Source organism: Enterobacter sp. SLBN-59 (genome assembly GCF_024807915.1).
In the GTDB taxonomy this organism is placed as follows: domain Bacteria; phylum Pseudomonadota; class Gammaproteobacteria; order Enterobacterales; family Enterobacteriaceae; genus Enterobacter; species Enterobacter asburiae_B.
In genome coordinates, this window is the sequence record NZ_JANUFI010000001.1 from 1,498,164 (window position 1) to 1,514,571 (window position 16,408).

Genomic DNA, 16,408 nt, shown 5'->3' on the forward strand with positions numbered 1-16,408 from the left:
CTGTTGTCGTTTTGCTTTTACCTTGGCAGGCATAAAAAAACCGGGCAAATGCCCGGTTTTTTAGATTAACGTTTAACTCAGTGAGCCGCTTCCGGCTTGTGCTTCGCCGCACTCTGGAAATCATACGTCAGTTCGTTCTTCGCCTGGTCCAGCGCCACGGTCACCTGACCGCCGTCCACCAGCGAGCCAAACAGCAACTCGTTCGCCAGCGGTTTCTTCAGGTTGTCCTGAATCACGCGCGCCATCGGACGGGCACCCATCGCACGGTCGTAGCCTTTCTCGGCCAGCCAGTTGCGGGCCTCCTGGCTCACTTCCAGCGACACGCCTTTCTGATCCAGCTGAACCTGCAGCTCGACGATGAACTTGTCCACAACCTGATGGATCACCTCGGTAGACAGGTGATCGAACCAGATAATGTTGTCCAGACGGTTACGGAACTCCGGCGTGAAGATCTTCTTGATCTCCTCCATCGCATCGGTGCTGTTATCCTGGTGGATAAGGCCGATGGATTTACGCTCGGTTTCACGCACGCCGGCGTTGGTGGTCATCACCAGCACCACGTTGCGGAAGTCCGCCTTGCGCCCGTTGTTGTCGGTCAGCGTCCCGTTGTCCATCACCTGCAGCAGAATGTTGAACACGTCCGGGTGCGCTTTCTCGATTTCATCGAGCAGCAGTACCGCGTGCGGATGCTTGATCACCGCGTCGGTGAGCAGGCCGCCCTGGTCAAAGCCCACGTAGCCCGGAGGCGCACCAATCAAACGGCTGACGGTGTGACGCTCCATATACTCGGACATATCAAAGCGCAGCAGCTCAATGCCCAGCGCTTTGGAGAGCTGAACCGTCACCTCGGTTTTCCCCACGCCGGTCGGGCCAGCGAACAGGAAGGAACCGACAGGCTTGTGGTCATGCCCCAGCCCGGCGCGGGCCATCTTGATCGCTTCGGTTAAGGCCTCAATGGCTTTATCCTGACCAAAGACCAGCATTTTCAGGCGATTGCCGAGGGTGCGCAGCGTGTCGCGGTCGCTCTGAGAAACGCTCTTCTCAGGGATACGCGCGATGCGGGCCACCACGGACTCAATATCCGCCACGTTAACGGTTTTCTTACGCTTGCTGGCCGGCATCAGGCGCGCACGCGCCCCCGCCTCATCAATCACGTCAATCGCCTTATCCGGCAGATGACGGTCGTTGATGTATTTCACCGCCAGCTCCACCGCGGCACGGACCGCTTTCGCGGTGTAACGCACGTCGTGGTGCGCTTCATACTTCGGCTTCAGGCCGTTGATGATCTGCACCGTTTCCTCGACGGACGGCTCGGTCACGTCGATTTTCTGGAAGCGACGCGCCAGCGCACGGTCTTTCTCAAAGATGTTGCTGAACTCCTGGTAGGTCGTGGAGCCAATCACGCGGATCTTGCCGCTGGAGAGCAGCGGTTTGATCAGGTTCGCGGCATCCACCTGGCCACCGGAGGCCGCACCTGCGCCGATGATGGTGTGGATCTCATCGATAAACAGGATGCTGTTGGTGTCCTGCTCCAGCTGTTTCAACAGCGCCTTGAAGCGTTTTTCAAAATCACCGCGGTATTTGGTGCCCGCCAGCAGCGAGCCGATATCCAGCGAGTAGATGGTGCAGTCGGCAATCACTTCCGGCACGTCACCCTGCACAATGCGCCAGGCAAGCCCTTCGGCAATCGCGGTTTTACCCACGCCTGACTCACCCACCAGCAGCGGGTTGTTCTTGCGGCGACGGCACAGCACCTGGATCGCGCGCTCCAGCTCTTTATCGCGACCAATCAGCGGGTCGATACCGCCAACGCGAGCAAGCTGGTTAAGGTTGGTGGTGAAGTTTTCCATACGATCCTCCCCGCCTGCTTGCTCTTCATTGTTATTGACCTGATTGCTGGAATCCGATGCCTGGTTAGGCTCGTCTTTGCGCGTTCCGTGAGAAATAAAGTTAACCACGTCGAGGCGGCTGACTTCGTGTTTGCGCAGCAGGTAGGCAGCCTGTGACTCCTGCTCGCTGAAGATGGCGACTAAGACGTTTGCGCCAGTCACTTCGCTACGCCCGGAAGACTGGACGTGGAATACCGCGCGCTGCAGCACGCGCTGGAAGCTGAGCGTCGGCTGCGTGTCGCGCTCTTCTTCACTGGCTGGCAGCACCGGTGTGGTTTGTTCGATGAAGGCTTCGAGTTCCTGACGTAGCGCCACCAGATCCACGGAGCAGGCTTCCAGCGCTTCGCGGGCAGATGGGTTGCTAAGCAGTGCGAGCAGTAAATGCTCGACGGTCATAAACTCATGTCGGTGCTCACGCGCTCTGGCGAAAGCCATGTTTAAACTGAGTTCCAGTTCTTGATTGAGCATAGGCACCTCCCCCAATTTTATGCCTTATCAGGCCTTTTCCAGCGTACACAGCAACGGATGCTCGTTCTCCCTCGCATAGTCGTTCACCATCGCCACTTTGGTTTCCGCCACTTCGGCTGTGAAGATGCCGCAGATAGCTTTGCCACGATAATGAACGGTAAGCATCAGTTGCGTTGCACGTTCTACATCATAAGAAAAGAACTTTTGTAGCACGTCAATAACAAATTCCATCGGCGTGTAATCATCGTTCATTAACATAACTTTATACATAGATGGCGGTTTTAGCGCGTCGCGCACTTTGTCTTCCGCCAGCTGGTCGAAATCCAGCCAATCGTTGGTCTTACCCATTATGCATAACCACTTTGAATCTACCTCAGATGTTAGATAACAATCATCTATTACTGTCATCCGCGATGTCTGTCACAAACTGTTGCAATAGCGTTAACTGCTTCAAACTTTGGTTGATTATTGTCCCATCTCCAGCGCCAAACGCTTGACGACTTCTTTCGTTTCTCTAAATTGTACAAGCGTGAGATGGCGAGGTTTTGAACAGCCCCCACTCCACCACCGGTTCATTCCATCTTAACTTATAAGATTTACGAAGGATGTCGAAGCATGGAAATGGGTACTGTTAAGTGGTTCAACAACGCCAAAGGGTTTGGCTTCATCTGCCCCGAAGGCGGCGGCGAGGATATCTTCGCTCACTATTCCACCATTCAGATGGATGGTTACAGAACGCTCAAAGCCGGGCAGTCCGTCCGGTTCGATGTACATCAGGGACCAAAAGGCAATCATGCCAGCCTAATCGTACCCGTTGAAGCAGAGACGGTTGCATAGCTCTCTGTTTTATTGTGTACATCCCGCAGTCAAAATGCCAGCCCGATCGGCTGGCATTTTTATTTTCGGGTTATTCCCGAGCCAGCGCGTCCACCGGATCCAGCCGCGCCGCGTTGCGGGCGGGCAACCAGCCAAACAAAATGCCGGTAAAGGTCGAGCACAAAAATGCGGTAATAATGGCAACCGGCGAGAAGCCAATCTCCCATCCGGGTAAAAAGAGCTGAAGCGCAAACGCGATCATCATCGAGAGCGCAATACCCATCGCCCCGCCAACCAGACACACCAGCACCGCTTCAATCAAAAACTGCTGCAGCACGTCGCTGGCCCGGGCGCCGACCGCCATGCGAATGCCGATCTCCCGGGTACGTTCGGTTACCGACACCAGCATGATATTCATCACCCCGATGCCGCCAACGACCAGCGAAATCACCGCCACCAGCGTGAGGAACAGCTGAAGAGTACGTGTGGTCTTTTCCGCCGTTTTCAAGAGGCCGTCCATATTCCAGGTGAAGAAATCTTTCTTCCCGTGGCGCAGGGTTAACAGCCGTTCAAGCTGCTGTTCGGCGAGCGCGCTGTCGTAGCCCTCCTTCACGCGTACGGTGATGGAGTTGAGCCATGACTGCCCCATAATCCGCCCTGAGATGGTGGTGTAGGGCAGCCAGACGCGCAGGATCTTACTGCTGCCAAACATCGACTGCTTCTCTTCCGCCACGCCGATGACAGTGGCAGGCATGTTGCCGACCAGGATCACTTCGCCTACCACGTTGGCTTTATTGGGGAAGAGCTGCCTGCGCGAGTTCGCGTCCAGCACCACCACCTGCGCCCTTCCCGCCAGCTGCTCGGCGTTGAAGGTAGCGCCTTCGCTGAAGGTCATGCCGTAGACGTTGAAGTAGTCTCCGCTGACGCCGTTAGCGCTGGCGGCCACGTCAACATTGCCCACGCGCAGACGCAGGTTCTGCGAAACCGCAGGCGTGGCGGAGTTCACCCACGGCTGCTTCTGAATCGCCGCCAGATCGTCGTATTTCAGCGCCTGCTGATACTGCGGCTCGTCGTCGCCAAAGTCTTTGCCGGGATAGACGTCAATGGTATTGGTGCCAATGGCGCGAATATCGGCCAGCACCAGCTGCTTCGCCGCGTCGCCCACCACCACGATCGACACCACCGAGGCGATACCGATAATGATGCCGAGCATCGTCAGCAGGGTGCGCATTTTATTGGCTGCCATCGCCAGCCAGGCCATGGTCAGCGCTTCGCGAAAGCCGCTGGAGAACTGTCCCCAGCCGGTTGATGCCGGCAGCGCTTCTTTCGGCGCCGCAGCCCTGGACTCACGCGGCGGCGGGTTGCTGACCAGCTCGCCGTCGTGGATCTCAATAATGCGTTCCGCCTGCGCCGCCACCTGCGGATCGTGGGTAACAATGATGACAGTGTGGCCCTGATCGCGAAGCTGGTGAAGGATCGCCATCACCTCTTCGCCGGAATGGCTGTCAAGTGCCCCGGTCGGTTCATCCGCGAGGATCACCTGCCCGCCGTTCATCAGCGCACGGGCAATACTCACGCGCTGCTGCTGGCCGCCGGACAGCTGCGAGGGCTGGTACTCCACCCGCTCCGCCAGCCCCAGACGCGTCAGCAGCATCTGCGCGCGCTCAAGTCGCTTTTTCCGCTCGACGCCCGCATACACCGCAGGCACTTCCACGTTCTGCGCCGCATTCAGGTGAGAAAGCAAATGGTAACGCTGGAAGATAAAGCCGAAATGTTCCCGGCGCAGCTTCGCCAGCGCGTCGCCGTCCAGCGTGGAGACATCCGTCCCGGCCACGCGATAGGTACCGCTGGTCGGTTTATCCAGACAGCCGAGAATGTTCATCAGCGTCGATTTACCGGAACCCGATGCCCCGACAATCGCCACCATCTCGCCCGCTTCCACGCGCAGGGAGATGCCCTTCAGCACCTCCACCGGACCGTCGCCTGACGGATAGCTGCGACGAATGTTATTCAGCTCAAGCAGCGCCGTCATTTAGCGGCTCCGGGCAGGCTTTCGCTGACAACAACCTCCTCGCCCTCTTCCAGACCTTTCACCACCACCACGTCGGTGTCGTTGCGCGCGCCGATCACGACCTCGCGCTCGCGCGTTTCGCCGTTGCGCAGCACTTTCACTTTATAACGGCTCTCCCCGGCGGACTCGCCGAGCGCAGAGAGCGGAATGGTCAGCACGTTCTTCACGCCGGTCAGCTGGATATGCACTTGTGCGGTCATGTCCAGACGCAGCACGCCCTGCGGGTTTGGCACCTCAAAGCGGGCATAGTAGAAGATAGCGTCGTTAACTTTTTCCGGCGTCGGCAGAATGTCTTTCAGCACGCCTTCGTAGCGCGTCTGCGGGTCGCCCAGCACCGTAAACCAGGCGTTTTGTCCGGGCTTAAGATGGATAACATCCGCCTCTGAGACCTGGGCTTTGACCAGCATGGTGCTCATGTCCGCCAGCGTCAGAATGTTCGGCGCCTGCTGCGCGGCAATCACCGTCTGGCCCTGCAGCGTGGTGATCTGGGTCACTTCGCCCGCCATCGGCGCGACGATTTTGGTGTAGTCGAGGTTGGTTTTTGCCGTATCCAGCGAAGCCTGATTGCGTTTGATCTGCGCGTCAATCGTGCCAATTTGCGCCTGTTTCACCGCCAGTTCAGTGGTGGCAGTATCTAAATCCTGTTTCGAAATAGCCTGGGTTTTGGCCAGCGCCTGCTGACGGGTCAACGTTACCTGAGCCAGGTTACGTTCTGCCAGAGCCTGGGCACGCTGCGCGCGCAGCTCCATCAGCGTGGCTTCCACCTCGCGGATCTGGTTCTCAGCCTGCTCAGGATCGATAACGCCGAGCAGCTGGCCTTTTTTCACCTTGTCGCCAATCTCAACCGACAGCGTTTTCAACTGGCCGCTGACCTGAGCGCCGACGTCAACCTTGCGCAGCGCGTCAAGCTTGCCCGTCGCGAGGACGTTTTGCTGCAGTTCGCCCGGGCGAACAATCAGTGTCTGATACTGCGGCACCGGCGCATTCAGCACCTGCCATAGCCAGTACCCACCGGCTAAAACCACGACCGCCAGCAGCAGAAACAGCGTTCTGCGTTTTCCCTTGAGGTTCATAAATATTCCAAATAAATGTTCTGGCAATGATAAGCGTTGATTCTAACTAAACGATTCTTCAACGAAAGCCCTGTTCTCCGAAATCGTCCTAATTTGTTTACGAGACGTTGACATTTCTCCTGCTGAAATAGCGATATTCCAAAAGGATCAGGATCTACCATGTCTTCTATCGTCGATACATCACTTTCAAACCTGCCGCAGCCAAAATCCGGCTGGCAGCTCTTCAAAAACCTGGCTTTCGGTGAGATCGCACCCGGGCTGGCATGGGAAAAAACCGCCTATCGACGCAAGTTCATGCTGCGTTCACTGGCGACACCGCTCAGCACCGCTCGCCTGCTGTCTGATCTTGCGAAACATCCGCACCTGATGCAAATGCTCCAGGTTCAGCCAGGGCTGCCCTGCCGCCTTCATCGTCCGTGGTTAACGGTCAATATGGATCGACAACGTGTGCTGGAATCGCTGTCCTGGCACTATCAGATGATGTGCCGCCAGCTGCCGGCGACGCTGACAAAGGGTTACCTTTCAAAGCAGGGCGTGTCCCTGCTGACCTTAACCGGAAAAGATGAACAGCAATTTACCGTCCGCCTGTGTGCCGACGCGTTTATGGATAAAGAGGGAGAAGCTACCCTCGTTTTCTGTGACAGTCAAAATACGGCGCTGGCGGAGATGACCTTTACGCTATGCCAGTTTGAGGGAAAATCGACGCTGTTCATTGGCGGTTTACAGGGCGCAAAAGCGCATGTTCCCCACGAGCTGATCCAGGGTGCGACGAAAGCCTGCCACGGTCTGTTCCCGAAACGTCTGCTGGTCGAGGCCGCAATGACGCTCGGCGCCGCGTTCCCGGTAGAGCAGATTGTCGCCGTCAGTAACGATACCCATATTTATCGCAGCTGGCGCTACCGCAAGAAAAAAGAGGGCAAACTGTTGGCCGATTACGACAGTTTCTGGCTCTCCATCGGCGGTGAAAAGCAGGAGAACGGTAATTTTATGCTGCCGCTCGTCATGCCGCGTAAACCGATGGAAGAGATCGCCAGCAAAAAACGCTCCGAATATCGCCGCCGCTACGCGCTGCTGGATAGCCTGATTCAGCAGATGAAACAGGCGACCCAACGCTAATCCGCTTTCCCGCGTGCCAGCCACAGCACGCGGGAGAACATCTTCCGCAGCAGGGTCGGTACCGCCTCCACGCCCCGCCTGCCCGCTTCCGTCGCCACTTCAATGGCTAAATCCGGTTTTGACGAACGGTGAATGGCTTTGGCGATCACCCGCCGCATGTTCATCGGGACATCGACCGGTACCATGGCAATGCGGTGGAAGACGTCGTCGAACCCCTGACGATACATAAAGTGTTCCATGTCCATCGCGGGGAGCATGGTTAAATGGTCGCGCTCTTCCTCGCGCTCGTTATTCAGCAGGCTCCGCACGGTCGAGGCATATTTTTTACCCGCCTCATCACCGTCTACCAGCACGTGCCACTCGATCCCCATCCGGCGTGCAAATTTTATCAGCGGCTTTAATCCCGACTGGGCGAATTCGATTACCTTAATGCCTTCCGCATCAAAATGGTGGCCACACTGGCGCGCCAGTTCGTTGATGACCCAGGTTTCCGTCTCCCCCTCCACCAGCAGCCAGCAGCGGGCAAAGAGCGACGACGCCCGGTTAAAGCGAATATGAAACGCGATGCGCCGCCCGTCTTCCGCATTCAAACCGCCCGGCCCAAGCCGGAAAGCGGAGACGCGGGAGGATTCACGCACCAGGCGACAGACGTGTTCTACCGGCGTCAGCGATAATAATTCCCCGGAATTGGTGGTCGTAATGCGCTGTAGCGGCAACAGATTCAGCAGATGCCATGCCACAGAGAGCATGATGGGATGCAGGCGCGTTTCCGGGTCTTCCACCAGCAGCAGCGGCCGGGCGTCCCGGTCCAGACGAACGGTGCCTTTGGCCTGCAGAAGCGTTGAAAACAGCCCCAGCAGAATCACCCGATGGGTGCGACCGCCGGGCCGGTCGATCATCCGGTTAATGATGTCGAGGTAACGCCAGCTTCGCTGCTCATCATGAGAGCGGCGGCGCATCAGACGGTGGCGCGATTCCGAGGTGCCCTGCTCGGAAAAATAGTGCTCCAGGAGTTGCACCATTGCGGACAACCCCTGACGAATTTGGCCATCGGTCAGATTCTGCGGACGCGACACCAGCTCTCTGGCCAGAAAATCCAGCTCGCGGGCGGTGACTTCTACTTCCGGCATATTGGGTACGGTTCCGTTACGAATACGCCGCATAAAGCGCGCATCGCGCAGGCGTAACACCGGCGTCAGGCGGATCAGGTGGCGGGCCAGATCGTCGATATTGTCCAGCGGGATCGGGTTGGCTTTCTCATCGAGAAAATCACGCAGGGTGAGTACCCCTTCGTTCTCCGCCATCTCGCCTTCCAGCCGATAGAAAATCCGGTGGAAACCGTCATCGCACGGCACCCAGCAGGGTGACAGCGGGCGGAAGCGACGCACGCGGTGACGTCCGGGTTCGGATTCGCGGAACGTCAGGATGATATGCAGGTGCTTCTCGCGCCCCGTCACGTCGCCGGGCGGGAACCAGAAATCGTCGCGGACGAAGTGATACAGATCGTCCTCGGGCGAAAGCAGTAGCGTCAACGCATCCAGCAGGCTGGACTTACCCCACGCGTTCTCGCCGATCAGGACGTTGTTTTGCTCCAGCTGCAGCGACAGGCGGTTAATACCGCGAAACCCAACAATTTCCACACGTTCGAGAAGCATAAATCCCCCGCGATATGATCACTTTTTCCTTCAAGTTATCAGCAGTATAGCGGGATGCAGACGGGCTTGACACTGCAATCCGCCTCCATAACCTGGCGGAAGCACGAAAAATTCAGAATTTATCCATCAGGTTTCATTTGAAATAACCCACATCTCGCAAGATACTACCGCCCGCAAATTGGACTATGCTTTATTTACCTCCAGTTTGAACAAGGATTGACATCACATTGCCTTAAATCAAATTAATCGAATTTATTTAAGTGGCGAAGGGGTGTTGTTGGTTTTTAAAATACGGGCTCTTTGAGTCGTCATCCCTTTATGGCGATATATCCCGCGCGCGGGAATGCGTGCGGATAATTATTTGAGGTGGTTATGTTTAGAAAATTGGCAGCAGAATGCTTTGGTACATTCTGGCTGGTATTTGGTGGCTGCGGTAGCGCCGTTCTGGCAGCAGCATTCCCGGAATTAGGTATCGGTTTTGTCGGCGTTGCGCTGGCGTTTGGTTTAACCGTATTAACCATGGCGTTTGCCGTGGGACATATTTCCGGCGGTCATTTTAACCCGGCAGTGACGTTAGGTTTATGGGCGGGCGGCCGTTTCCCGGCGAAAGACGTGATTGGCTACATTGTGGCGCAGGTGGTTGGAGGTATTATCGCGGCGGGCGTTCTGTACGTGATTGCCAGCGGTAAAGCTGGGTTCGACGCGGCGGCCAGCGGCTTTGCCTCTAACGGCTTTGGCGAACACTCTCCGGGCGGCTACTCCATGCTGTCTGCCATCGTGATCGAAATCGTGCTGACCGCAGGCTTCCTGCTGGTGATCCACGGCGCAACGGACAAACACGCCCCAGCCGGTTTTGCCCCGATTGCCATTGGTCTGGCGCTGACACTTATCCACCTGATTTCTATTCCGGTCACCAACACCTCCGTTAACCCGGCACGCAGTACCGCCGTCGCCATCTTCCAGGGCGGCTGGGCGCTTGAGCAGCTGTGGCTGTTCTGGGTGATGCCAGTTATCGGCGGTATTCTGGGTGGCGTGCTGTATCGCACCCTGCTGGAAAAACGCGATTAATCTTTCCTCCTTCTCCCCGTGGGAGAGGTCCGGGGTGAGGGCTTCAGGCCGCACACCCCACGTAGACACAAGCCGGGTAAAGCGTAGCCGCCGCCCGGCTTTCTTTTGCCGCTTTACTGAACAGCCTTTATTGGGTAGTGTCACTGGCGCTTAACCGATACTCAAAAAGGACCGGCTGTTCATGTTTTCAGGACTCCTCATCATTTTGCTGCCCTTGATCGTGGGCTATCTTATTCCGCTGCATCGTGAATCCGCATTAAGGCTCATTAATCGATTCCTGAGCTGGATTGTCTACGTTATTCTTTTCTTTATGGGGATTAGCCTGGCATTTCTGGACAACTTATCGGCGAATTTACTCTCCATCCTCCATTATTCTGTCGTCACCGTGGTGGTTATTTTGCTGTGCAATATTGCCGCGCTGCTGTGGCTGGAACGCACTATTCCATGGAAAAATCACCATCATCAGGAAAAACTCCCTTCACGAATTGCAATGGCGCTTGAATCATTAAAATTATGCGGCGTCGTGGTGCTCGGTTTTCTTCTTGGTCTGACCGGTTGGGCATTTTTACAGCACGCGACTGAGGCCAGTGAATATACGCTGATCTTCCTGCTGTTCCTGATCGGTATTCAGCTGCGAAATAATGGCATGACGCTGAAACAAATTGTCCTCAACCGTCGGGGAATGATGGTTGCGGTTATGGTTGTTGCCAGTTCAATGGTGGCGGGCGTCATCAACGCCTTTATTCTCGATCTTCCCCTGAAAACCGGCTTGGCGATGGCGTCCGGTTTTGGCTGGTATTCGCTCTCCGGTATTCTGCTGACCGAATCATTCGGACCGGTGATCGGCAGCGCCGCCTTCTTTAATGATCTGGCGCGCGAGCTGATTGCCATCATGCTGATCCCGAGCCTGGTTCGCCGCAGTCGTTCTACCGCGCTGGGCCTGTGCGGCGCAACGTCGATGGACTTTACCCTGCCGGTACTCCAGCGCTCCGGAGGGCTGGAGATGGTGCCCGCAGCTATCGTGCACGGCTTTATTTTAAGCCTGCTGGTTCCGGTCCTGATGGCCTTCTTCTCTGCCTGATACTTCTTTGGCGGTAGGTTTCCTGCCGCCAAAATTGCGCTAAATCAATCTCCCTCTATTTTGTAGCAGAAAGCCCTTTTCTCCGTTCTGGCACAGGCATAACCTTAAACATGTATATTAAATATAACTTTAACAGGTGTGATTATGTTTTGTGTGCAATGTGAACAAACCATCCGTACCCCGGCAGGCAATGGCTGCTCTTACGCACAGGGTATGTGCGGCAAAACCGCAGAAACATCTGACCTGCAGGACCTGCTGATTGCGGCTCTGCAAGGCCTTTCCGCATGGGCGTTCAAAGCCCGCGAATACGGCATTGTCGACCACTACGTCGACAGCTTCGCCCCGCGCGCGTTTTTCTCCACGCTGACCAACGTTAACTTCGACTCTCCGCGCATTGTCGGCTACGCCCGCGAAGCGATTGCCCTGCGTGAGGCGCTGAAAGCCCAGTGCCTGAAGGCGGATGCCTCCGCTCGCGTGGAAAACCCGATGTCAGAACTGCAGCTGGTCAGCGACGATTTGGGCGACCTCCAGCGTCAGGCGGCAGAATTCACCCCGAATAAAGACAAAGAGGCGATTGGCGAGAACATTCTCGGCCTGCGCCTGCTGTGCCTGTACGGCCTGAAAGGCGCTGCGGCCTATATGGAACACGCGCATGTGCTCGGTCAGTACGACAACGACATCTACGCCCAGTACCACAAAATCATGGCGTGGCTGGGCACCTGGCCTGCCGATATGAACGCCCTCCTTGAGTGCTCAATGGAAATCGGCCAGATGAACTTCCGCGTGATGAGCATTCTGGATGCCGGTGAAACCAGCACCTACGGCCACCCGACGCCGACGCAGGTCAACGTCAAGGCAACCGAAGGCAAGTGCATTCTGATTTCCGGTCACGACCTGAAAGATCTCTACAACCTGCTGAAGCAAACCGAAGGCACCGGCGTTAACGTTTATACCCACGGCGAAATGCTGCCGGCGCACGGCTACCCTGAGCTGCGTAAATTTAAGCATCTCATCGGTAACTACGGCAGCGGCTGGCAGAACCAGCAGGTGGAGTTCGCCCGCTTCCCTGGCCCTATCGTGATGACCTCTAACTGCATCATCGACCCGACCGTCGGCGCGTACGATGACCGCATCTGGACCCGCAGCATCGTTGGCTGGCCGGGCGTGAGCCATCTTGAAGGTGACGATTTCGGTCCGGTTATCGCCCAGGCGCAGCAGATGGCAGGCTTCCCGTACAGCGAGATCCCGCACCTTATTACCGTCGGCTTCGGTCGTGAAACCCTGCTGGGTGCCGCTGATTCGCTGATCGATCTCGTCAGCCGTGAAAAGCTGCGCCACATCTTCCTCGTCGGCGGCTGCGACGGCGCGCGCGGCGAGCGTAACTACTTCACCGATTTCGCCACCAGCGTGCCGGAAGACTGCCTGATCCTGACCCTGGCGTGCGGCAAATACCGTTTCAACAAGCTGGACTTCGGCGACATCGAAGGTCTGCCGCGCCTGATCGATGCAGGCCAGTGTAACGATGCTTACTCGGCCATCATTCTGGCGGTCACCCTGGCGGAGAAACTGGGCTGTGGCGTGAACGACCTGCCGCTGTCGCTGGTGCTGTCATGGTTCGAGCAGAAAGCGATTGTCATCCTCCTGACCCTGCTCTCTCTCGGCGTCACCAACATCGTGACCGGCCCGACCGCGCCTGGCTTCCTGACGCCGGACCTGCTGGCGGTGCTGAACGAGAAATTCGGCCTGCGTTCCGTGACCAACGTTGAAGATGATATGAAACAGCTGCTGAGCGCGTAAGGAGTTATTCATGACCATGCCAACCTCACAATGTCCGTGGCGGATGCAGGTTCATCACATCCATCAGGAGACGCCGGATGTGTGGACGCTGTCGCTGCTGTGCCATGACTACTATCCGTACCGTGCAGGCCAGTACGCGCTGGTCAGCGTTCGCAATTCGGCGGATACGCTGCGCGCCTACACGATCTCCTCCACGCCGGGCGTGAGCGAGTACATTACGCTCACCGTCCGCCGCATTGACGACGGCGCGGGCTCTCAGTGGCTGACGCGGGACGTCAAGCGCGGGGATTATATCTGGCTGTCCGACGCGCAGGGGGAATTCACCTGTGACGATAAGACGGACGATAAATTCCTGCTGCTGGCGGCGGGCTGTGGCGTAACGCCAATTATGTCGATGCGCCGCTGGCTGGCGAAGAACCGCCCGCAGGCCAACGTGCAGGCGATCTTCAGCGTCCGTTCCCCGGAAGATGTGATTTTTGCCGGGGAGTGGCGTAATTATCCGGTAACGCTGGTGGCGGAGCACAACGCGACCCACGGCTTTGTGCCCGGTCGCCTAAGCCGCGAGCTGCTGCAAAGCGTGCCGGATATCGCGAACCGCACCGTGATGACCTGCGGCCCGGCGCCGTACATGGATATCGTGGAGAAAGAGGTGAAAGCGCTTGGCGTGACCCGCTTCTTCAAAGAGCAGTTCTTCACGCCGGTGGCGGAAGCGGCAACCAGCGGCATTACCTTCACCAAACTGCAGCCTGCGCAGACCTTCTTTGGCCGCGTGGGGACCACGCTGCTGGAGGCGCTGGAAAGCAACAAGGTGCCGGTAGCGGCTGCCTGTCGTGCGGGCGTGTGCGGCTGCTGTAAGACGAAGGTGGTTTCCGGGGAGTACACCGTCACCAGCACCATGACGCTGTCCGACGCGGAAATTGCCGAGGGTTACGTGCTGGCGTGCTCATGCCATCCACAGGGCGATCTCGTCCTCGCATAAACGGTAAACGTTCGATCGTAGGCCCGGTAAGCGTCAGCGCCACCGGGCTTTTTGTCGGGTGGCACTGCGTTTACCCGACCTACAATAACCCTACCGCCACGCGGGCGCTTTACCCAGCGCAAACCGCCCCGCCCCTAAAAACGCGACCGCCAGCGAGCCGATAAAGAAATACACCAGGCTTTCAATCGCCCATGCGCCTACCTTATCGAGGGCGAGCGTTTCCCCCATTCCCACCATCAGCCACGCCACAATCATCGTAAAGGCCAGCACCAGCGCGGCCGGACGCGTAAAGAGCCCGACAATAATCAGGATCGGCGCCACCACTTCGCCAACCAACACGCCGTAGGCGATAAATCCCGGCAGCCCTTTTTCCACCAGCATGCCGCTAATAAAGCCCACGCCGCCAAAAAGCTTGTGCAAACCGTGAAAAAGCATCAGCCCGCCGACGGCAAGTCGTAACAAGAGTTTGCCAAGATCGTCGCACGATAGCTTTTCATTAACAGCGATTAACAATGATTTAACCATTTGAAATACTTCCTGTTTTTACTGAGATATCACCAGATTATGCCGAATAGTTGCGCGTGAAAAGCACCTTTTAATTGGGGGCATGCGACGGGCAATACGGAGACTTTCTTCTAAGCTTGTAAGCGATATCACAAAAAGGAGACGGACAACCATGAAACAAACCGTGGCTGCATATATAGCGAAAACGCTCGAACAGGCTGGCGTGAAACGTATCTGGGGCGTAACCGGCGATTCCCTGAACGGACTTAGCGACAGCCTCAACAAGATGAAGACCATCGAATGGATGCCCACCCGCCATGAAGAGGTTGCCGCCTTCGCCGCAGGTGCTGAAGCACAGATCACGGGGGAGCTGGCCGTCTGCGCCGGATCGTGCGGGCCGGGTAACCTGCATCTGATCAACGGGCTGTTCGACTGTCACCGCAACCACGTGCCGGTGCTGGCGATTGCCGCCCATATCCCCTCTTCCGAAATCGGCAGCGGCTATTTTCAGGAGACGCATCCGCAGGAGCTGTTCCGTGAATGCAGCCACTATTGCGAGCTGGTTTCATCCCCGGAGCAGATCCCGCAGGTGCTGGCGATCGCCATGCGCAAAGCCGTGATGAACCGCGGCGTTTCTGTGGTCGTCATCCCGGGAGACGTGGCCCTCAAGGCCGCGCCGGAAGGGGCCAGCACCCACTGGTATCACGCCCCGCAGCCAGTGGTGACGCCTGCGGAAGAGGAGCTGAAAAAGCTGGCACAGCTGCTGCGGTACTCAAGCAATATCGCCCTGATGTGCGGCAGCGGCTGCGCGGGCGCGCACAAGGAGCTGCTTGAATTCGCCGGTAAGCTTAAGGCCCCTATTGTCCACGCCCTGCGCGGCAAAGAGCACGTCGAGTACGACAACCCCTTTGATGTGGGGATGACCGGTCTGATCGGTTTCTCCAGCGGCTTCCACACCATGATGAACGCCGACACGCTGATCCTGCTCGGCACCCAGTTCCCGTATCGCGCGTTCTACCCGACGGATGCGAAAATCATTCAGATTGATATCAACCCGGCCAGCATCGGCGCGCACAGCAAGGTTGATATGGCGCTGGTGGGCGATATCAAATCTACCCTTTCCGCCCTGCTGCCGCTGCTGGAAGAAAAAACGGACCGCAAGTTCCTTGATAAGGCCCTGAGCGACTATCGCGACGCCCGCAAGGGGCTGGACGACCTCGCCAAACCGAGCGACAAAGCGATTCACCCGCAGTATCTGGCGCAGCAGATCAGTCATTTCGCGGACGACGACGCCATCTTTACCTGCGACGTGGGCACGCCAACCGTCTGGGCGGCACGCTATCTGAAGATGAACGGCAAGCGTCGACTGCTCGGCTCGTTCAACCACGGCTCGATGGCCAACGCCATGCCGCAGGCGCTGGGCGCAAAAGCGACGGCGCCGGAGCGTCAGGTGGTGGCGATGTGCGGCGACGGCGGGTTCAGCATGCTGATGGGGGATTTCCTGTCGGTGGTGCAGATGAAGCTCCCGCTGAAAATCGTGGTCTTTAACAACAGCGTGCTGGGCTTCGTGGCGATGGAGATGAAGGCCGGAGGCTATCTCACGGACGGTACCGAGCTGCACGACACCAACTTCGCGCGCATCGCCGAGGCCTGCGGCATCACCGGCATTCGCGTGGAGAAAGCCTCAGAGGTGGATGAAGCCCTGCAGCGCGCCTTCTCCATCGACGGTCCGGTGCTGGTGGATGTCGTCGTCGCCAAAGAGGAGCTGGCGATCCCGCCGCAGATCAAGCTTGAACAGGCCAAAGGCTTTAGCCTGTATATGCTGCGCGCCATCATCAGCGGGCGCGGCGACGAGGTGATCGAACTGGCAAAAACCAACTGGCTCAGGTAA

13 protein-coding genes are annotated in these 16,408 nt (G+C 57.4%); 7 read left to right on the top strand and 6 right to left on the bottom strand.

What is annotated here, in order from left to right; translation table 11 throughout:
• Nucleotides 1-77: 77 nt before the first annotated feature.
• Together clpA and clpS are read right to left on the bottom strand one after the other, a co-directional pair.
• Nucleotides 78-2,357, bottom strand: coding sequence for an ATP-dependent Clp protease ATP-binding subunit ClpA (clpA, locus tag M2422_RS07110; protein ID WP_008499992.1), 2,280 nt, complete (start codon nt 2,355-2,357; stop codon nt 78-80).
• Between the two features lie 27 nt (nt 2,358-2,384).
• On the bottom strand, nt 2,385-2,705 hold the full coding sequence (clpS, locus tag M2422_RS07115) for an ATP-dependent Clp protease adapter ClpS (protein ID WP_006174393.1): 321 nt from the start codon (nt 2,703-2,705) through the stop codon (nt 2,385-2,387).
• Nucleotides 2,706-2,972: 267 nt separating this feature from the next.
• On the opposite strand from clpS, the gene cspD reads away from it, so the two are divergent.
• Entirely contained in the window at nt 2,973-3,194 is a 222-nt protein-coding gene (cspD, locus tag M2422_RS07120) for a cold shock-like protein CspD (protein ID WP_006809408.1), read from the top strand.
• A gap of 70 nt (nt 3,195-3,264) precedes the next feature.
• Here the strand turns inward: cspD and macB are convergent, their stop codons facing one another.
• A complete protein-coding gene (gene macB, locus M2422_RS07125; protein ID WP_032658224.1) occupies nt 3,265-5,205 on the bottom strand; it encodes a macrolide ABC transporter ATP-binding protein/permease MacB in 1,941 nt (646 codons plus the stop codon).
• Nucleotides 5,202-6,317, bottom strand: coding sequence for a macrolide transporter subunit MacA (gene macA, locus M2422_RS07130; protein ID WP_032658226.1), 1,116 nt, complete (start codon nt 6,315-6,317; stop codon nt 5,202-5,204). Before macA ends, macB begins: the two co-directional genes overlap by 4 nt.
• A 159-nt stretch (nt 6,318-6,476) precedes the next feature.
• Between macA and M2422_RS07135 the strand changes: the two genes are divergently transcribed.
• Complete coding sequence (locus tag M2422_RS07135; protein WP_064672202.1) at nt 6,477-7,433, top strand: VirK/YbjX family protein; 957 nt, start codon at nt 6,477-6,479, stop codon at nt 7,431-7,433.
• On the opposite strand, the gene M2422_RS07140 is transcribed toward M2422_RS07135, so the two are convergent.
• Nucleotides 7,430-9,088 carry an ATP-dependent endonuclease gene (locus tag M2422_RS07140; RefSeq protein WP_029739481.1) on the bottom strand — a complete coding sequence of 553 codons (1,659 nt, stop codon included), beginning with the start codon at nt 9,086-9,088 and terminating at the stop codon, nt 7,430-7,432. The genes M2422_RS07135 and M2422_RS07140 overlap by 4 nt on opposite strands.
• 372 nt (nt 9,089-9,460) lie before the next feature.
• On the opposite strand from M2422_RS07140, the gene aqpZ reads away from it, so the two are divergent.
• The 4 genes from aqpZ to hcr all read left to right on the top strand — a co-directional run bounded on the left by aqpZ (nt 9,461) and on the right by hcr (nt 14,013).
• Entirely contained in the window at nt 9,461-10,156 is a 696-nt protein-coding gene (gene aqpZ / locus M2422_RS07145; protein ID WP_033145073.1) for an aquaporin Z, read from the top strand.
• Nucleotides 10,157-10,337: 181 nt separating this feature from the next.
• Nucleotides 10,338-11,237 (top strand): lysine exporter LysO family protein, encoded by a 900-nt coding sequence (locus M2422_RS07150; protein WP_033145072.1) that lies wholly within the window; start codon nt 10,338-10,340, stop codon nt 11,235-11,237.
• A gap of 144 nt (nt 11,238-11,381) precedes the next feature.
• Nucleotides 11,382-13,034 (top strand): hydroxylamine reductase, encoded by a 1,653-nt coding sequence (gene hcp / locus M2422_RS07155; protein ID WP_064672201.1) that lies wholly within the window; start codon nt 11,382-11,384, stop codon nt 13,032-13,034.
• A gap of 10 nt (nt 13,035-13,044) precedes the next feature.
• The gene (gene hcr, locus M2422_RS07160) at nt 13,045-14,013 is read left to right on the top strand and encodes an NADH oxidoreductase (protein ID WP_064672200.1); all 969 of its coding nucleotides are present in this window, start codon (nt 13,045-13,047) and stop codon (nt 14,011-14,013) included.
• A 90-nt stretch (nt 14,014-14,103) separates the two neighbouring features.
• On the opposite strand, the gene M2422_RS07165 is transcribed toward hcr, so the two are convergent.
• On the bottom strand, nt 14,104-14,538 hold the full coding sequence (locus M2422_RS07165; RefSeq protein ID WP_033145069.1) for a DoxX family protein: 435 nt from the start codon (nt 14,536-14,538) through the stop codon (nt 14,104-14,106).
• 151 nt (nt 14,539-14,689) lie between these two features.
• Between M2422_RS07165 and poxB the strand changes: the two genes are divergently transcribed.
• Nucleotides 14,690-16,408 carry a ubiquinone-dependent pyruvate dehydrogenase gene (gene poxB, locus M2422_RS07170; protein WP_064672199.1) on the top strand — a complete coding sequence of 573 codons (1,719 nt, stop codon included), beginning with the start codon at nt 14,690-14,692 and terminating at the stop codon, nt 16,406-16,408.